16 protein-coding genes are annotated in these 16,308 nt (G+C 46.4%); 9 read left to right on the forward strand and 7 right to left on the reverse strand.

Features of this window, described 5'->3' with window-relative positions; all coding sequences use genetic code 11:
• Positions 1 to 130: 130 nt before the first annotated feature.
• Positions 131 to 853 (forward strand): response regulator transcription factor, encoded by a 723-nt coding sequence (locus IX95_RS04220; protein ID WP_051912459.1) that lies wholly within the window; start codon positions 131 to 133, stop codon positions 851 to 853.
• A complete protein-coding gene (locus IX95_RS04225) occupies positions 843 to 2,177 on the forward strand; it encodes a sensor histidine kinase (RefSeq protein ID WP_038157125.1) in 1,335 nt (444 codons plus the stop codon). The genes IX95_RS04220 and IX95_RS04225 overlap by 11 nt, the downstream gene beginning before the upstream one ends.
• Here IX95_RS04225 and IX95_RS04230 read toward each other — a convergent pair.
• From IX95_RS04230 to IX95_RS04250, 5 genes are all read right to left on the reverse strand, one after another.
• Entirely contained in the window at positions 2,167 to 3,537 is a 1,371-nt protein-coding gene (locus IX95_RS04230) for a DUF1501 domain-containing protein (protein WP_038157129.1), read from the reverse strand. The genes IX95_RS04225 and IX95_RS04230 overlap by 11 nt on opposite strands.
• Positions 3,538 to 3,550: 13 nt before the next feature.
• A complete protein-coding gene (locus tag IX95_RS04235; RefSeq protein WP_038157132.1) occupies positions 3,551 to 5,344 on the reverse strand; it encodes a DUF1800 domain-containing protein in 1,794 nt (597 codons plus the stop codon).
• Positions 5,345 to 5,427: 83 nt separating this feature from the next.
• Positions 5,428 to 6,852, reverse strand: coding sequence for a sensor histidine kinase (locus tag IX95_RS25660; protein ID WP_051912461.1), 1,425 nt, complete (start codon positions 6,850 to 6,852; stop codon positions 5,428 to 5,430).
• Positions 6,836 to 7,507 carry a response regulator transcription factor gene (locus tag IX95_RS04245; RefSeq protein WP_006960092.1) on the reverse strand — a complete coding sequence of 224 codons (672 nt, stop codon included), beginning with the start codon at positions 7,505 to 7,507 and terminating at the stop codon, positions 6,836 to 6,838. The genes IX95_RS25660 and IX95_RS04245 overlap by 17 nt, the downstream gene beginning before the upstream one ends.
• Positions 7,508 to 7,616: 109 nt before the next feature.
• Entirely contained in the window at positions 7,617 to 7,820 is a 204-nt protein-coding gene (locus tag IX95_RS04250) for a hypothetical protein (protein ID WP_038157134.1), read from the reverse strand.
• Positions 7,821 to 7,973: 153 nt separating this feature from the next.
• On the opposite strand from IX95_RS04250, the gene IX95_RS04255 reads away from it, so the two are divergent.
• From IX95_RS04255 to IX95_RS04265, 3 genes are read left to right on the forward strand one after another with little or no spacing between them, the layout of a single operon-like run.
• On the forward strand, positions 7,974 to 9,338 hold the full coding sequence (locus IX95_RS04255; RefSeq protein ID WP_038157135.1) for a DNA-3-methyladenine glycosylase 2 family protein: 1,365 nt from the start codon (positions 7,974 to 7,976) through the stop codon (positions 9,336 to 9,338).
• Positions 9,335 to 9,817: a methylated-DNA--[protein]-cysteine S-methyltransferase gene (locus IX95_RS04260; protein WP_006960095.1), complete on the forward strand. Its 483-nt coding sequence runs from the start codon at positions 9,335 to 9,337 to the stop codon at positions 9,815 to 9,817. Before IX95_RS04255 ends, IX95_RS04260 begins: the two co-directional genes overlap by 4 nt.
• Positions 9,817 to 10,182 (forward strand): hypothetical protein, encoded by a 366-nt coding sequence (locus IX95_RS04265; RefSeq protein ID WP_031342621.1) that lies wholly within the window; start codon positions 9,817 to 9,819, stop codon positions 10,180 to 10,182. Before IX95_RS04260 ends, IX95_RS04265 begins: the two co-directional genes overlap by 1 nt.
• A gap of 76 nt (positions 10,183 to 10,258) precedes the next feature.
• Here IX95_RS04265 and nhaD read toward each other — a convergent pair whose 3' ends face one another.
• Positions 10,259 to 11,692, reverse strand: a complete 1,434-nt coding sequence (gene nhaD / locus IX95_RS04270; RefSeq protein WP_038157137.1) for a sodium:proton antiporter NhaD — start codon at positions 11,690 to 11,692, stop codon at positions 10,259 to 10,261.
• Between the two features lie 322 nt (positions 11,693 to 12,014).
• On the opposite strand from nhaD, the gene IX95_RS04275 reads away from it, so the two are divergent.
• The 3 genes from IX95_RS04275 to IX95_RS26480 all read left to right on the forward strand — a co-directional run bounded on the left by IX95_RS04275 (position 12,015) and on the right by IX95_RS26480 (position 13,588).
• Positions 12,015 to 12,743, forward strand: coding sequence for a nucleoside recognition domain-containing protein (locus tag IX95_RS04275; RefSeq protein ID WP_038157139.1), 729 nt, complete (start codon positions 12,015 to 12,017; stop codon positions 12,741 to 12,743).
• The gene (locus IX95_RS04280) at positions 12,740 to 13,207 is read left to right on the forward strand and encodes a YjiG family protein (protein WP_038157141.1); all 468 of its coding nucleotides are present in this window, start codon (positions 12,740 to 12,742) and stop codon (positions 13,205 to 13,207) included. The genes IX95_RS04275 and IX95_RS04280 overlap by 4 nt, the downstream gene beginning before the upstream one ends.
• A 222-nt stretch (positions 13,208 to 13,429) precedes the next feature.
• Complete coding sequence (locus IX95_RS26480; RefSeq protein ID WP_160174990.1) at positions 13,430 to 13,588, forward strand: hypothetical protein; 159 nt, start codon at positions 13,430 to 13,432, stop codon at positions 13,586 to 13,588.
• A 157-nt stretch (positions 13,589 to 13,745) separates the two neighbouring features.
• On the opposite strand, the gene IX95_RS04290 is transcribed toward IX95_RS26480, so the two are convergent.
• A complete protein-coding gene (locus tag IX95_RS04290) occupies positions 13,746 to 14,900 on the reverse strand; it encodes a hypothetical protein (RefSeq protein WP_038157145.1) in 1,155 nt (384 codons plus the stop codon).
• 387 nt (positions 14,901 to 15,287) lie between these two features.
• Between IX95_RS04290 and IX95_RS04295 the strand changes: the two genes are divergently transcribed.
• On the forward strand, positions 15,288 to 16,220 hold the full coding sequence (locus IX95_RS04295) for an AraC family transcriptional regulator (RefSeq protein ID WP_038157147.1): 933 nt from the start codon (positions 15,288 to 15,290) through the stop codon (positions 16,218 to 16,220).
• Positions 16,221 to 16,308 lie beyond the last annotated feature (88 nt).

Raw genomic sequence — 16,308 nt, forward strand, 5'->3', positions numbered from 1 at the left:
TGGTCTCCCCGTGTTCTATGACAGAAAGTCTGAATTTGGGGATGTCGACTTTTTGTCGAAATGTATTCGACAGCACTAAGATTCTCTTTCACACTCAATTTGACATTTTTTCGACAAGAGCGATTTCACCATGAATGAAACACCATCATCGGAGCTGGATATGTTAGTAGGTAGTCGAATTCTGGTCGTCGAAGATAACGAGGAGTTGCAGGGGATTCTGGCTGATTTTCTTGAAGTGAAAGAAGCTGAAGTCGATTTTGCCAGTAACGGCTTGTTAGGGCTTAATCTTGCGTTAAAGCATGAATTTGACGCGATTATTCTTGATGTGATGATGCCGAAAAAAGACGGGATGCAAGTTGCTAAAGAGTTGAGAGAGAATGGAATCACTACGCCGATTTTGATGCTGACCGCACTCAATGGGCAGCAAGACCTGCTGGCCGGATTTGAATCTGGTGTCGATGACTTCGTCAGTAAACCATTTCAGTTTCCAGAGTTGGAAGTCCGGTTGATATCGTTGATTAAGCGTTATAAAGGCAATGTTACCCGTACACGCTTAAACTACGGCGATCTGTCGATTGAAGAAAAGACCCATAGAGTGACCCGCCTTGGTATCGAGCTTGACCTGACACCGGCAACCTATCAAATCTTGCTGATGCTGGTGAAAGCCAAAGGAGAAGTGGTATCTCGTGATTCGCTGATTCAGCAATTGTGGGGAGAAGACGCGCCAGATAAAGATATTCTGCGCAGTCACATTTATCTGCTGAGGAATGCCCTCGACAAGCCATTCGATTACCCCATGCTGGTAACAGTGCCAAAATTTGGTTTCAAATTGGTGACCGATCATGTCGATTAAAAAATGGTTCAGAAAGCCGCGCGGCAACTCCATAGAAGATGTCAAACTTCGTTTGCTGTTTAATTTCTCAGCAATTGCGCTGACCACATCATTTTTGGTCTTTTTTGCGTTCTCGATTGGTTTGGTACTACAAGAAGAGGAACAGCTTGAAGATCACCTTCGCTCTTTTCAGCAAGTTGCGATAAAGCACTATCAGCTAGAACAGGTGCCGATGTCCTATCTCAGCAAACATGTGATTGCCTATTATGGAGAAAGCTATCTGAGTGACGCGGTGAAAAGAATGAAGCCTTTCGCGCCGAATCAGGTTAAACGCGATTACCACATCAATGAAATCAAGCGGGATATCAAGCCGAATATTCCCGACTTTCTATTAGATTCCTATGACCTTCACGGTAACGTCGCGTTTTACTTTGAGTTTGAATATCAAGGGGCGGTGATTCCGACCTATCTTGCTATTGATTCTTTTGCCCTCGACTTTGGTGATGATAATTGGGATACGCTGATGGGTATCTCGATGCTGCTGATGGTTTTTTTACTGTTAGTGCTGAGAGCATCTCTGAAACGCGTATTTGATGGGTTGATGTCGCCCATTTCGACCTTGTCTGACCAATTAGCAGAGAAAAAGGATCAAGATTTTGATGTGCCAGAACAGGCGATCGATGAGATCAAGCAACTGACTCGTCATCTTAACGGCTACAAACAGAAGAAAGAGCGCTTAGCAAAGCAGGAACTGATGTTCGCCAAATACGCCAGTCATGAATTAAAAACACCCATTTCAGTGGTGCTTGGTGCCGCAAACCTGCAAAACATGAAATCCGATACCGATTTTCAGGCGAAGCAGCGAGAGCGCATTCTGAAAGCGGCAACCGGAATGCAGGAAACGGTGGAAGTGCTGCTTAACATCGTTAAGCAGGAAAACGCCAATCGCAACGATCAGTATTTCTATGTGGTTGAGAAAGATATTGTGATGGAGCGTTATCGCCAAAAACTGCAGCCGGGCGTTGAACTGACTCTGGAGATCGAAACCGGGTGCCAGATAAACTTGCCGATGAGTGTCTTGAATATGGTTTTAAAAAACCTGATTGAAAACGCGCTGAGGTTTACCGAGCAGGGCGAGATTAGCGTTACCATTGATTCACATTCGATAAAAGTGACCGATACTGGGCCTGGCTTGAGTGATAAGCCTGAAACAGAGCACGGTTTAGGGTTGTTGATTGTTAACCGTATCTGCCAAAGTTATGGCTGGAAGTTTGAATTGCAAGACAGCCCAAAACAGCAGGGCTGTCTTGCTCAAATGACCTTTACTGGGCACTTTAACTCTTAAATAAGCCGTTAATCTTCGTAAAGTTTTTCAGGTTAGGGAAGATCTCTGATAGCGCGCTGTCCGATGCTCCCAACCAACTTCCGAGTGCCGCAGCGTACTGGTCAACGGAAGTGGTTGGAATTAGCCTGCCGTTGCCTGCATCTTGGTTATGTCCGAACGTTGGGGGTGGCATAGCCCCGATGATTTGACGACCTTGCACCGCGCCACCAATCACAAAGTGATGTCCGCCCCAGCCGTGGTCCGTGCCGTCGTCATTGACGGCCAAGGTTCGACCAAAATCTGAGGCCGTAAATAGGGTGACTTGATTCTCCAGCCCGAGCTCTCGCAGTGCGGAATAAAATGAGGTGATCGCTGCACTCATTTGCTGTTGTAACTGTGGCAGGGTCGTCGCTTGATTGGAGTGAGTATCAAAGCCCCCCAAATCTACCGAAAATATCTGACGTGCCACACCCAGTTGACGCCGCGCGGCCATCGTATTGGCGACGCTCCACAGCTGACTGCCCAGCTCTGTATCAGGAAATTTAGTCGCAATGCGGACACCACCAGTGGCACGGTTGTAACTTTGGTTGGCATCAAAGGACTGCATCATTTTACGAGCTAGATCCTGTTGAATGGGGTTTGATGAAACATAATGGGAGGAACGAAAATGTCGCAGAAGGTGACTTCTCAGTTCGCCATCGGCTTCTTCCAGTATGTAAGGTTGCCTTGCTTGCCCACCCTCTACTCGGTAGGGGTAGCTGCGAGCTCCGGTTAACAGCAGCTCACCAGACCCAGTTGAAATGTTATTGAATGGCGTGTCTGGCGAGTGACCACTTCGGGCCAGAGCATCACTAAGGCGGCCTCCCCATCCGTAGCGAGCACCTTCTGGAAGTCCCGACATCCATGTAGATTGCTGATCATTGTGAGAAAACAACCGAGCAGGTTGAATGTTTGGAACGCTGTCATAGTTGCTGGCATTGGTCGGCCGAGTCAAAGGGCCCACGTTGGCAATCACCGCGGCATGTCCTTGCTCGTATAGCGAGTGAATACCGGATAATTCTGGGGGGAGCGCATATTGCTGCTGGCCTTCAGTACCGCTGAGTCGCTTAAGATCTTCTCTGGCACGTTTCGTTTTGCTGCTCAGTAAAGGCCGGCGTACTTTGGCCCATCGCTCATAGTTTGGTGCGTCGTAAGGAATCACAGTATCGTGGTTATCCATGCCCCCGTAGAGGAACAGACACACCAAGGCTTTGTACTCGCTGGGCGTGTCAGCTTTTGCCACTGAGCTGTTTAGCGATGACAGTAGACTAGCAAATGAAGCCATACATGGGGTCATAGCCGCTGCTGCTATACCGCCTTTTAAGAATTTTCTACGGTTCATAATCCGTTACTCCTCAGTACTGAAATAGGTAGTCCGGTGACGTCATGACCATCAGGATGGCAAGCTGGACTCGCAGTAAGCGATCCTCGTTTGGGTCGAGTTCGTTGATGCTGGTGGTAATAGAGCGCTTAGTATCGGTCGACAGGCGGTTACCAGTCAGAAGCAGGTCTAAGTGTTGGACCAGTTTGTCGGGGTGGCGAGCAAGTTGATACTCGTATTGATAGCGAGCGTGAAAGCTCTGTTTTACTTGTGAGCGGCTGACTCTTTTGCCTTCTTCAGCCAGCTCAGCCTGTGCGTCGTCAATATCTTCCTCCACCATATTGTTGAAAATAAAATGAGTGAGAAAATTGCTGTAACCGGGAAGGCTAGAGGCATTAATTAGCTGCATTTCAGGAGCGGTTAAGCCCATATCGGCACTGTGACTGCCCGGAGGTACGTAGCCGGGGCGGAAATAGTTAAATACCGAAGGCGAACGATAGGGGTGTTGAGAGAGCGCGTCTGCGCTGTCGGTTGACCAGAGATCGAGCTTAAATTGAGGAGTGACTTTTCTTATCTCGAAAGCGCGTGCCCATTGCGTGAAAGTGAGTATGGGCTCCCTCAGTTTGCCATATTGAGAAGCAGGATCTTGGCGTGTTTCAGGGTCAAATAAGATAGCCGCCAACGTTGCTCCTAAGTCGCCACGTTGCCGAGTGCCGACAACTTGCCCATTGGGTAAGGTGTACCAACCCGCATCAAAGCTGTCGGCAACCCGCTTAACGTAAGCAGGGGACGGGTTACTGGAGGTCAATCTTTTGATCAGTTGAGTACTGAAAAATGGTGCGACATTTGGGTGAGCGAAGATATGATCGAGTGCTTGCTGAATCGTTTGTCTGGCGGGAGTATTGGCCGCGAGGGTCTTACCGAGAAAGTGTTTTTCTACCTGAGAGTGCTCCCTTTTGCGAATGATCATTGGTTTGAGCGCTGCGTCCATCCATGCATCGTGGCGTTCATCTTCATCCAGTGTCGCTGGCACGTCGAGGTCAAAGCCCGTAAACACTTTGGCTAGGCCGGTAATATCCTGATTGTTGTAGGCTTCAACAGGCTTTCCCTGACTATCAGTTTTTTGCGTCCCATCCTGATTGAGTAAGGTGACGCCAATACTGAACAGTTGCAATAGCTCACGAGCGTAGTTTTCGTCTGGTACTCTCCCCGTTGCTGGGTCTGCTTTTTTGCTGCCTATATACGTTAAGTAGTAGCCCATGGTGGCGGAATAGGTTATGTCGTCCAATAGCGTTCGATAGTTGCCGAAAGCGTGTTTAATCAGCAAATCCTGATAGCGGGCAATTGCGGTTGGCGTTTCAGCCAGCACCTCGCCCCCTTTCGTCGAAATGACAAAAATCTCAGACAGCGCAAAGGCCATGCGCTGTCGAAGCTGATCATTGCCTGCAATCGCATTCGTCCAGAAACCAAACGTAGGCGATTCAAACACAAAAGCGCTCAACTCGTCTTCTGACTCTCGGTCGGTTTGTGCCAGTTTAGTCTGAACATAGGGCATCAGATAACTTGGGCGCTCATCGAGCTGATTTAGGAACCACTGCGACTGCCCAAGCTGGCATAAACGGGCCACTTCGGTGCGGTTTGCGCCAAACGTTGATTGATTCAGAAAACGCACTTGGTGCGAGGTATCGGAATTCTGGCAATGCCAGTTTTGATGGGTGTTCGTTGATAGCGCGCCCTCGTTTGCTTGTTCATCCTCTGAGCTCTGACAAGCAGCCGTCAGCAATACGTTCAGTAACAGTATTACCGATAACTTGTAATTCAATGGCATGGCCAATACTCCTTTCCATAAGGCTTGAAAGGAGTATATGTATCTGGCGTGCTAGCGCGGTTTACATATCAGGGCAGCTAACCTTACAAATTTGTATGGTTAGTGAAAAACTGAATATTAAACACTGTCCCTTGAGTGTCGGGTAACAAAGTAACTGAGGCGCCATGAAGATGAGCGATACTCTGAACTAAGCTCAACCCGAGACCATTGCTGGCGTTACTTCGGCTGGTGTCGGCGGTGTAGAAGCGTTCGAAAATTCTTGCTTGGTGCTGAGAGGCGATACCCGGGCCATCGTCTCCCAGTTGCAGAGTTAAACCCGATTCAGAAGGCTGTAAGTGCACCCATATCTGGCCATTTTCTTGGCTGTACTTGAGGTTGTTTTCAAACAGATTAATGATCATCTGGTTCAGCAGTTCGTTATCCCCAGAAAGCATTATTCCGGGCACGATAGCACTGGTGAGCTGTAAGTGATGATCTTCAAAGACAGGCTGATAACTCTCCACCAGATCCTCAACAAGCTCGGACAAATTGATGGGGGTGAAATGCGCTTTACGTTTGCCCGATTCAATTTCGCTCAGACGTAGCAAGCTGTTAAATGTTTTTAGCATTTCTGCGACTTGAGCTTGAGCCTTCTCGATGTGTTGCTCTGAGTGGTCATTATCCATTGCCATTAGTTGGAGCTGATTGGCCAATCGGGTAAGCGGTGTTTTTAAGTCATGGGCGATACCTACTGTCACGTCTTCGATATTGGTGTGGAGGTTTTCGATCCTTTCTAGCATCTGGTTGATGTTTTCTGAAAGACGATCAAACTCATCGGCATGGATGGATAAAGGAACACGTTGGCTAAGATTGGTGGCGCCGATGGACTCTAATTCGTCCGACAATAGATCAAGACGCTGATACACTTTGCGGCTCAACAGGTAGGCAATCAGGACAGACAGAGGCAGAGCGGTCAGGCAGACCCAGAGCAACCCACTCGACAGTGTGTTGAAGATGGATTGGTAATCGTAACTCTCGCTGGTGGCAACGATCAGTGTGACTTCTTGGTCGAGATCTTGGCGCAAAGTTCTGACCTGATACGTTTCTTCGTATGGCTGATCCTCTTCGTCATAGTGAGTGATCTCAAGAGGCTGCCAGTTCCAACCCGGAAGCGCTTGGTGGAGAGGTTCAAAACCGTAACTTTGGTCGCCGTATTTAAGGTACATCACGTAGAGATTACGTTCCATCCGGTTGTGCCAAAAGTCAGGTTCGTTGATTTCCTCGATTTCCAGCCCCAACTCTTCGATTAGCCCGTCTATGCCATTGTCACTGATTTCTTCCGCCAGCCAATGTAACGTGTCGCGTTGTTCTTGCTTGTCGATCTGATTGGTGTTGTACAGGAAGGTTCCGCCAACCACCCCTAACAAAATCAACGCCGACACAAAAAACAGCGCAGAGGAAATCAGCGTATATTTAAAAATGGACGAACGCCAAAGTGTGGTTGGGTTGGTATTAGAACGAGAGGACATAGCCAGCCCCGCGCACCGTTTTGATAAGTTCCGTATTGAAGGCTTTATCGACTTTGTTTCTCAGGCGACTTACGTGGGTCTGAACCAGACTGGTATTGGGGTCAAACTGAAAGCCCCAAACCTGCTCCAGCAGCATGGTTCGGGTTACCAACTCACCTTGATTAACCATCAGCAATTCCAGAATTTGGTATTCACGGGGCAACAGGTCTACTTCTGTGCCTGAATGAGTCACTTTGCGACTGAGCTTATCGAGCGTGAGTGGGCCGGCGGTTAACTGAGTGGAGGCTTGACTGACTGGTTGGCGCCTCGCTAAAGCTTTGACTCGCGCGTTTAATTCTTCGAAGGCAAAAGGCTTGACCATGTAGTCATCGGCACCGGCTTCAAGGCCCGCGACTCGGTCACCAATACTGTCTTTGGCGGTGAGGATGAGAATGGGGGAGTGAACTTGGCTTTGCCTGAGTACGCGTATCGCGTCGATACCATCCATGCTGGGAAGCATGCGGTCAAAAATGATAACGTCGAAAGACTCGCTCGCGGCGCGAACGAGTCCCGTTTTCGCATCAGGTTCGTGACAAAGAGAATGGCCTTGTTCTGTTAAGCCTTTATGTATGAACTCAGCAATCTCTGCGTCATCTTCAACCAGCAGCAATTTCATGCTTTATGTATCCTTCCAGTTCACTGTTTACATAAATTGAATCAATGAATGAAGGATACGTCCACTTCTTTGTCTGATTGAATGAATGTTCCTGAAGTGAAGTTGTGTATTACAAGTCCATCAGGCTTTCAATTGACTCCTCAATCGATAGATTATGGTAGGATCGGATGGTCTGACCATCAGTCGCATCAATCAATATATTATTGATACCTGACTGACCATGTTGTTCAATGACGCTGAGGCTTTGTTCGACGCTGTCATACGTAAGGGTGAGATTATCTTTTAGCACTATCGTGCATGTGTGCAGGTTCATAGCCAACTTCCTTATTATTTGTATCATCTGCATTTTAACTCTAGAAGAGTTTAAACTGATAGCAAATTCGATTAACTTCCGAAAATGGCTAGTATTAAAAAGTGAGCCGATTAGACTCGTTTTAAGAGTTTGAAAGATGTCGGGATTAAGAGTGTGAACGGATTATCATCAATATCGCTGCAAGAGTGTCAAAGCGCCCGTCAGGCAAGGGATGCACGCTTCGATGGTCGCTTCTATGTGGCGGTTAAAACCACGGGCATTTTTTGTCGCCCCATATGCCCAGCCAATTTACCAAAAGAAGAAAATGTAGAATATTTTGTCGAGAAAGCGCAGGCGCTTCAGGCGGGCTATCGACCTTGCTTGCGTTGTCGTCCTGACAGTGCGCCAAGTTCTTGGGCATGGAAAGGGGTCGAAACTACGTTTCTTCGTGCTCTGAAAATGATTGAGCAAGGGGAGTTGCAGACGTCCAGTCTGGCTGAATTGGCTGAACGTCTTGGGATCAGTGACCGCTATTTAAGACAGCTGTTTCAAGACCACCTTGGGATGGCACCAAAACAATACGCCCTTTACCATCAACTGATGTTTGCCAAACAACTGCTCCATTCCAGCTCTATGTCGGTGACGGATATCGCGTTCGCCAGTGGGTTCAACAGTGTGCGTCGCTTTAATGATGCCTTTAAGCAGGTTATTAAGCTGACACCGACTCAGGTCAGAAAAGAGCAGGTCGCCTCTACGGTGGAAAGTAGCTATATCGATCTGGCGTTTAAAGGGCCTTTAGATTGGCAACATATGCTGGATTTTTATCGCCTGCGAGCCATTAACGGATTAGAGCAAATTAGCGACGAAAGCTATCAGAGAAAGTTTGAGATTGAAGGGGCGAAAGGCTGGTTTGCGATTCGCTATCATAAACCCGGAATCATGCGGGTAGAGTTTGAGCTATCTGATACCCGCCGCTTGAAAGCGTTAGTAAATCAACTGCGCAGAATGTTTGACCTAGATACGGACATTTTGACCATTGAACAGAAACTGAATGCGCTGAATCCAAGCCTGATACAGCGTAGCGGGATTCGTATTCCTGGCGTCTGGAGCACCTGGGAAGGTGGTGTCAGAGCCATTTTAGGCCAGCAAGTATCGATCAAAGCTGCCATTGGTCAACTCAATCTTTTGGTTCAAACCCTACAACCAGAGGGTGTTACGCATTTTCCCACACCACAAGAGGTGGCTACTGCGGACCTTTCTTTTCTACGTATGCCGCAAAGTCGCAAAGAAACATTGGCACGCTTTGCGCAGTTTATTGTAGAAAACCCTCAAGCGAGTCTGGAGCAATGGCTTGATGTGAAAGGTGTTGGCCCGTGGACGGTAAGTTACGCCAGATTGAGAGGCGCCTCTGAACCCAACTGTTTCCTAGAGGGTGATTTAGTGGTCAAGAAGGCCCTGAATCAATTCCCTGAACTGAATGCTGAAAGTGTATCTCCATGGGGGAGTTACGCCACATTCCATTGCTGGAGTCACGCATGAACAAGAGTTATACCACCTTTAAAACGCCGCTTGGACAGATGACGATTCAAGCTAATGAGCAAGGTTTGTTAGGTGCTTGGTTTGAGACTCAGACCACACAACCTGAAGAGTTAGGCAAAAACGATAAAGAACATCCTATACTTATTAAAGCAATCAAACAGTTAGACGAGTATTTTTCCGGTAGCCGAAAGGAATTTGATCTACCATTAGCAGCAGAAGGAACGGTGTTTCAGCAGCAGGTATGGAAGGCATTAACGACCATACCTTTTGGAGAAACTTGGAGCTATCAACAGCTTGCCGATGCCATTGGCAACCCAAAAGCCGTTAGAGCTGTGGGGCTAGCAAATGGTAAGAATCCTATCTCTGTGATTGTGCCTTGCCATCGAGTGATTGGTAAAAGCGGTAAGCTAACTGGTTATGCTGGTGGCTTGGAAAGGAAGGCGGCATTGTTAAAGATAGAGCATTGGGAACCTGAGTGATGCGGTTAGAAAAAGGAATTTTCTCCTTGCTAGTAATGCTTTTGCTGCAAGGGTGTTTTGAAGAAAAGCTTGATCGAATGATCAACAAACAAACCTATGAGTTTGAAGGGGTATATGAAAATTTGTATACCCAAGATTTACTGATGTTTAAAGATGCGATGGTGACGATTAGTCGCGTCGGTGCGCCAGATGTCACCAAACCTTTTGTGGTGGACGATAACTTTCTTACCATAACAATGCGCAACAACTCTAAAGAGAAACGCGAAGACATTGTTATGCGCATTCATGGGGAAAATGAGGCGCTCACTTGCAGCACCTGTGCAAGATACCAACTGGCAAGTGTGTGGCAGAAGCGCTTGGAATAACCACGTACTTGTTTAGATGCAATTGAAAAGGACAGCCATTTGGCTGTCCTTTTTTGTTGTAGGGTGCTTAGGTGCTTCAGAACAATGCAGAGTTGAGCATCAGATGGAGCGCAATACTGACGGCATAGCCGATACCTATCACAGGTGCCCATTTGAGATGGCCGAAGAAGGTATACTTACCATGCGCAGCCCCCATCAGCGCAACCCCAGCAGCAGAGCCTATTGATAGCAAACTGCCACCCACACCTGCGGTCAGCGTAACCAGTAGCCAGTTACCCATCGACATGGTTGGCTCCATGGTCAGGACGGCAAACATAACTGGGATGTTATCGACAATGGCAGACAAGATCCCCACCATGACATTCGCCCAGATCGGATCCCACTGGGTGTACATCACTTCAGATACTAAACCTAGGTAGCCGAGTAGACTCAAGCCACCGACACACATCACTACGCCATAGAAGAAAAGTAACGTATCCCACTCCGCATGAGAGACTCGTCTAAACACATCGAACGGTACAACGGAGCCTAGACGTTTCAATGCGATGTCATCACGATTGGCAATCGCAAGCGCTGCTTTCTTATGCAGCGAAGCTTTAAGGGTTTTACGAAGGAAAAAGCCGAAAAATTGTAAATAAGCCAGACCCATCATCATGCCAATCACGGGTGGGAAGTGCAGTACGGCATGGAAGGCGACGGCAGTAGCAATAGTGAGGATAAATAAGCCCACAATTCGGCGTGCACCACGTTTTAGCTCTACGTGCTGGTGGACAACATCAGGCGTGGTACTTGGCACGAACATCGACATGATGATCGCCGGTACAACGTAGTTGGCGACGGAAGGCAAGAATAAAGGCAAAAACTCAGAGAATGAGACATAGCCCGCCTGCCATACCATCAATGTTGTGATATCACCAAATGGACTGAAAGCTCCACCGGCGTTGGCGGCGACCACAATATTGATACACGCCAGGTTAATAAATTTGGGGTTATCTCCGGCGACTTTCATCACTACGGCACACATTAACAAAGCGGTAGTGAGGTTGTCGGCTATCGGAGAAATAAAGAAAGCCAGAATACCGGTTAACCAGAATAACGACTTGTAATTAAAGCCTTTCCCGACCATCCACGCTTGCAGCGCATCGAACAATCGCCGCTCTTCCATTGCGCTGATATAGGTCATAGCCACCAGTAAGAACAGTAACAATTCTGCGTATTCCAGCAGGTTGTGTTCTAGCGCTGACTTGGCAACTTCAATTTGACCATGTTGCGAATAGACGTAACCAATCATGGCCCAGATGAGGCCCGCCGCGAGCAGGACAGGTTTGGACTTTCTCAGCGACAGATACTCTTCCAGCATCACCAACGCATACGCACAGGTGAAAATCAGGATGGCCACATAGCCGATGGTAGATTGAGTTAAAGGTAAGGTTTCTTGGGGGCTGTTGGCTGCAAAAGTCGAAAAGGGAAGTAATAAAAGGGCGACAAAAGCGGACCACTGCAATTTCATACTTTCACTCCTTGAAAGAAGATTGTTGTTATGGTGGAGCCATTCTAAAGAGGTTTTGGCGATGGGTATGTGAGATAGGTTTGATCTGATTGAATTGTCGCCAGTTTTTATCAATAAATGAATGATTTATGAATAAAGTTGATATGCATTGTTGAATTTAATGTGCAGATAAAAGCGCTGATTATGAACATAATCACAAAATAAGATAATAGATTTCTGGTCAGAGTTGCCCCTTCTAAGTAATTGATACGGATCATCACTATAGCGTACGATTTAAAACAAGATCCTATGTGTCCTGTTCCACATAAAACATAGGTGATATATGTCCGATCCAAACATAAAGCAGCGCAAAGTAACCTGGGGATGCTACGTTGCTCTCGCATTTGCTGTCATATTCTTTTCTGGCTTGATGAAATCCGGTGAATGGTATGGTGTGCTTGATTTTACAACTCTCAATGGCTCGTTCGGGCAGGTTGCGTATAACGTGACTGAAACGGCGGATGGCGTTGAAGCTGCAACGACGTCACTGCGTGGTAAAGGCGGTAGTGGTGCACGTGATGGTTTTATCTTTGCATTAACTTTGATTCCAACCGTGATGTTCGCACTGGGTGTGATTAATGTCCTTGAGCATTACGGTGCACTAGATGCTGCTCGTAAATTGCTTACTCCTTTATTACGACCTTTGATGGGAATACCGGGTAGCTCCGGCCTTGCATTGATTGCGTCACTACAAAGCACTGATGCCGGAGCCGCCATGACTCGCCAACTCAAGGATGAAGGTCGTCTGACCAAACGTGAAACCGATGTATTTACCATGTTTCAGTTCACTGCGGGGGCGACTATTGTCAATTTCTTCTCTTCTGGAGCTGTGTTGTTCACCCTGACTTTGGTTGATGGGTCGCTGGCCGTGACGTCGTCAATTGGTCTCGCTGTAGCCATTATGTTTGTCTTTAAGTTTGTTGGCGCCAATCTGTTTCGTGTCTACCTCAACATCACTGAAGGTAAACAAGATAAAAATACGCAACGTTTACAGCAGGAGGCAGCCCAATGAGTGAAGTGAAAACGAGAAAACCTATGGTAACGGATATTTTTGTCGAAGGGGCAAAGAAAGGTTGGGTGATTGCAACGACTTCAACCGTGCCAAATGTTCTGATGGCGTTTGTAATCATCAAAGCACTGCAAATAACAGGAGCGTTAGACATGATGGGGACGGTCTTTGCCCCCGTTATGGCGATATTTGGTTTGCCCGGTGAAGCTGCTGCCGTATTGATTGGAGCGTGGATGTCGATGGGAGGTGCTGTTGGTGTAGTCATAACCTTATTTGATCAAGGTATTCTTAACGGCGCGCACATTGCTATTTTGGCCCCAGCGATCTACCTGATGGGCTCACAAGTTCAGTATATGGGACGTATTATGGGGCCAATTGGTACAGAAGGCTGCTATATTCCAGTCATGATCATCATTTCAGTGCTTAATGCATTTGGTGCGATGCTGGTTATGAATCTATTTGTTTGAGTGTACTGAACAAATTAAAGTATTTAAGCCAAAGTGCCATACCGCTTTGGCTTTTTCATTCCAGTAATATCACCACAGCTAGTCAGATGGCGTAATCATTGAATTAAGAAAATCTTGATGATCCCCCCACTTTAGCCTGAATACACATAGTTTGAGCTGTTTAAAGTTGTAATTCGGATTTGGTGATGTCCCAAGTTGTATCTGAGCGAGAGGATTAGCAGAATGAATGCAGTGACTAATGTATCTCAAAGAGCATTTTTGCAAACACCTGTTGAGGGGGCTGGCTTATCACAAAATGAAGACCATGATGCTGTTTTCTGCCAATTATTCGGCTCTCAAGAAGGAGGAGGCAACTCAGACTGGAGGGAACATCATTCGTGATGTAGGGCCGATAGGAGGGGGACTGAGCTCCTTCGCTGACGCATATGGAGTACCGGTTCCTTACACTAGTGGATTAATACCAGGCGTGTTCAGAACATAAACGGCTCTTTTGTAATGCCTACTCCCCTCAACCAAATTTAGGTTGAGGGGAGTTTGTTTATTTTTGTACGACCACTAACTGGTAAAGAGCTGCTCCTTCATAATATCCTCCGCTTTTTGGGCGTAACGATGTTGCCATTAGCAAACTTGTATTAATTCCAAACCAGCCCGCTAAGTAGTTTTCTGGATCATTGAACTCATCGTTAAGATCATAGATGTTGCCTTTGCTATCCCAAAGTACAGGTCTTAGGAATAGGTCCCCACTATCGAAAGATGATGAGGTTGCTCCTGCAATGTAGTCATTCTCTAGAACATGAGTGGTTCTCGTTCCACCATAAGGAGATTCTTCCATAGGCAGTCTTTGCTTCGAGTTGATGTTATACCTCCAAGGGCTTGCATAACTCATGCGGTCGACACCGGTCATTAGACCTGAATTGTTCGCGGCCGTGGCGAGTGTTCCCCAAGGGTAGTCGGTTTGATCGAGGATTACTTGTGTCCTTTTACCCTTCTTATCCCAGTAAGTTGCTGTTTCATTATTGATCTCACTGCCATGGCTACTCCCGACCACAAGGCTCTTGTTGTTAAGATCGGTCGCTTCCGACATAGAATTATCAGAAGTGCTTTCTAGGATCTCTAAGCCTGACTTTTCATCCCAACGCCAAGCAAGTGTAGAGCGAGCCCCTACCGTATTTGGAAAGACTGAGGTCCCAGCAATTTTTCCACTTTCGTTGATACTAATGGATTCCTGAATCATCTGATCTGCCATTCCAAGCTCATTTTCTTCAATGAACTTCTGAATAGGGGTGTCTACTTCGTCTTGTAAACTCTGGACTTCTCCTTTCTTAGTCCATATCGCGGAATAGCAAGTGTTTGAGTCGCAGACTTTAGCGGTAGCATCACCACTATTGTTAATATCTAATGGTTCAGATCTGATAATATCGTCGGTGATAAGCCACTCTACACCATTGCTTTCACTCCATCGAAACATCGCACGTACGTAAAAGTCAGGGGTATCTGGCCATGTGCTATTGCTATCCACAAATCCAATAACATGGTTACTATCGCTTACGACTCTTGGGTAGTCTGGTATATCAGCGACCTTTTTAAATTCAAAAGTAATGTTGTTGGGTTCTACAGTTTGTTCTTGATAGTTAGCTATTGCCATTGGAGAGATAAAGGGTGCGAGAGCGATAGCTACACCGATCATTTTCATGTTGTTCTTCCTTGTGTATTAAGTGTATTTCATTGGTTAGTTAGCTCCCATATCGTTGATTACAGCTGATTGTTTCTCAAATGTTAAATTGTGATTAATTTTTGATCATTAAAGTGTTTGCATAGTGAATCCTTTTGTTTTTGTACGCTGTCGTTAATATTGATATTGTTTTATATGAAGCATATAAAGGCAGCAAATGTATTTAATTTTACCTTTTTCAACCTTTTTTTATCTTTGTGCATTGAGGTGAATATTTAGTCGGTATTTGTGAGTGGAATTTCACTGAGGCTCTTTATATTAGATGGGTATTTTGTCAATTGGTATTAATTCTCATTTATGAATTTGCTAGGATAGTCGGATTCCCTCTTAATTTGATTGAGATACAGCATGACGACAGGCAAGTCCACAGAACGACCTTCTAACGCGTTTAGTCGGATAAGCAAGGTACTGTCGTTTATTCATCAGCACATCAGTGAACCGTTATCGCTGGATGATATTGCCCGCCAAAGCTGTTGGTCACGCTGGCAACTGCAGCGTGTATTTCAGACAGAAACAGGCATGGCGGTGGCCACTTATGTTCGAGAACTCAAACTCAGTCAGGCCGCAGAACGGTTGATAGACACTTCTGATAGGGTGATTGATATCGCTCTGGAGCTTGGCTTCAGCTCAGAAATCAGCTTCAGTCGCTCGTTTAAGCAAGTGTTTGGCATCAGTCCCAGAGCTTATCGTAAACAAGGTCTCAGAACGGGGTTACGTAAGCCCATTCAGGTTTCTCAACGCACGACAGAAGAGGCCAGCACGCTTTTCGTTGAAGTGAGAGTGGAATCCAAAAATGAGTTTTTCCTAAAAGGGCTTCACGGTGAAATTAATGGCTTATTCGCACTCAACCCTGATTTTCAGCAAAAAGTCCCGGCATTGTGGCACCGATTAGAGCAAACCCTCCCAAATGAATCTGAACGGCCGGTTGCTTTAACAGGCGTCATTGATATCACCCAAAGCCACTTTGACGGCAGTAATATGGAATATTGGGCAGGGGTGGAATTAACCGATGACCTGTTGTTGCCTCAATTACCTTCTGCTATCTCTTCTGAACTCAGTACCTTAGTGGTGCCCGCGCAAACGTACGCGGTTGTTAAACATTGTGGCCCGGTGGTTCATTTGCCAAAAACGCTGGAGTGGTTTCTGCTTAATTGGTTACCTAATTCTGGCTATCGAGGTATTGATGGCTATGAACTCGAATGCTATCCCGCTAATTACAATCAACATGATACCGATGCAGTTATGGAATATTGGATTCCTGTTGAACGCCTGTCTCAATGATCAAATGAATGAACTACTGATAGTTAACTAAATTATTTCGCGTAAGATGCACCAAATTGTTAACTTTCCTGTTTCTCAGGTTTGTAGA

It is taken from the genome of Vibrio sp. B183 (assembly GCF_000740665.1).
Lineage (GTDB): Bacteria > Pseudomonadota > Gammaproteobacteria > Enterobacterales > Vibrionaceae > Vibrio > Vibrio coralliilyticus.

Bases quoted from the DNA above. Each gene is read 5' to 3' on its own strand.
- IX95_RS04220 (WP_051912459.1), top strand. From the start codon at position 131: ATGAATGAAACACCATCATCGGAGCTGGATATGTTAGTAGGTAGTCGA.
- IX95_RS04225 (WP_038157125.1), top strand. From the start codon at position 843: ATGTCGATTAAAAAATGGTTCAGAAAGCCGCGCGGCAACTCCATAGAA.
- IX95_RS04230 (WP_038157129.1), bottom strand. From the start codon at position 3,537: ATGAACCGTAGAAAATTCTTAAAAGGCGGTATAGCAGCAGCGGCTATG.
- IX95_RS04235 (WP_038157132.1), bottom strand. From the start codon at position 5,344: ATGCCATTGAATTACAAGTTATCGGTAATACTGTTACTGAACGTATTG.
- IX95_RS25660 (WP_051912461.1), bottom strand. From the start codon at position 6,852: ATGTCCTCTCGTTCTAATACCAACCCAACCACACTTTGGCGTTCGTCC.
- IX95_RS04245 (WP_006960092.1), bottom strand. From the start codon at position 7,507: ATGAAATTGCTGCTGGTTGAAGATGACGCAGAGATTGCTGAGTTCATA.
- IX95_RS04250 (WP_038157134.1), bottom strand. From the start codon at position 7,820: ATGAACCTGCACACATGCACGATAGTGCTAAAAGATAATCTCACCCTT.
- IX95_RS04260 (WP_006960095.1), top strand. From the start codon at position 9,335: ATGAACAAGAGTTATACCACCTTTAAAACGCCGCTTGGACAGATGACG.
- IX95_RS04265 (WP_031342621.1), top strand. From the start codon at position 9,817: ATGCGGTTAGAAAAAGGAATTTTCTCCTTGCTAGTAATGCTTTTGCTG.
- nhaD (WP_038157137.1), bottom strand. From the start codon at position 11,692: ATGAAATTGCAGTGGTCCGCTTTTGTCGCCCTTTTATTACTTCCCTTT.
- IX95_RS04275 (WP_038157139.1), top strand. From the start codon at position 12,015: ATGTCCGATCCAAACATAAAGCAGCGCAAAGTAACCTGGGGATGCTAC.
- IX95_RS04280 (WP_038157141.1), top strand. From the start codon at position 12,740: ATGAGTGAAGTGAAAACGAGAAAACCTATGGTAACGGATATTTTTGTC.
- IX95_RS26480 (WP_160174990.1), top strand. From the start codon at position 13,430: ATGAATGCAGTGACTAATGTATCTCAAAGAGCATTTTTGCAAACACCT.
- IX95_RS04290 (WP_038157145.1), bottom strand. From the start codon at position 14,900: ATGAAAATGATCGGTGTAGCTATCGCTCTCGCACCCTTTATCTCTCCA.
- IX95_RS04295 (WP_038157147.1), top strand. From the start codon at position 15,288: ATGACGACAGGCAAGTCCACAGAACGACCTTCTAACGCGTTTAGTCGG.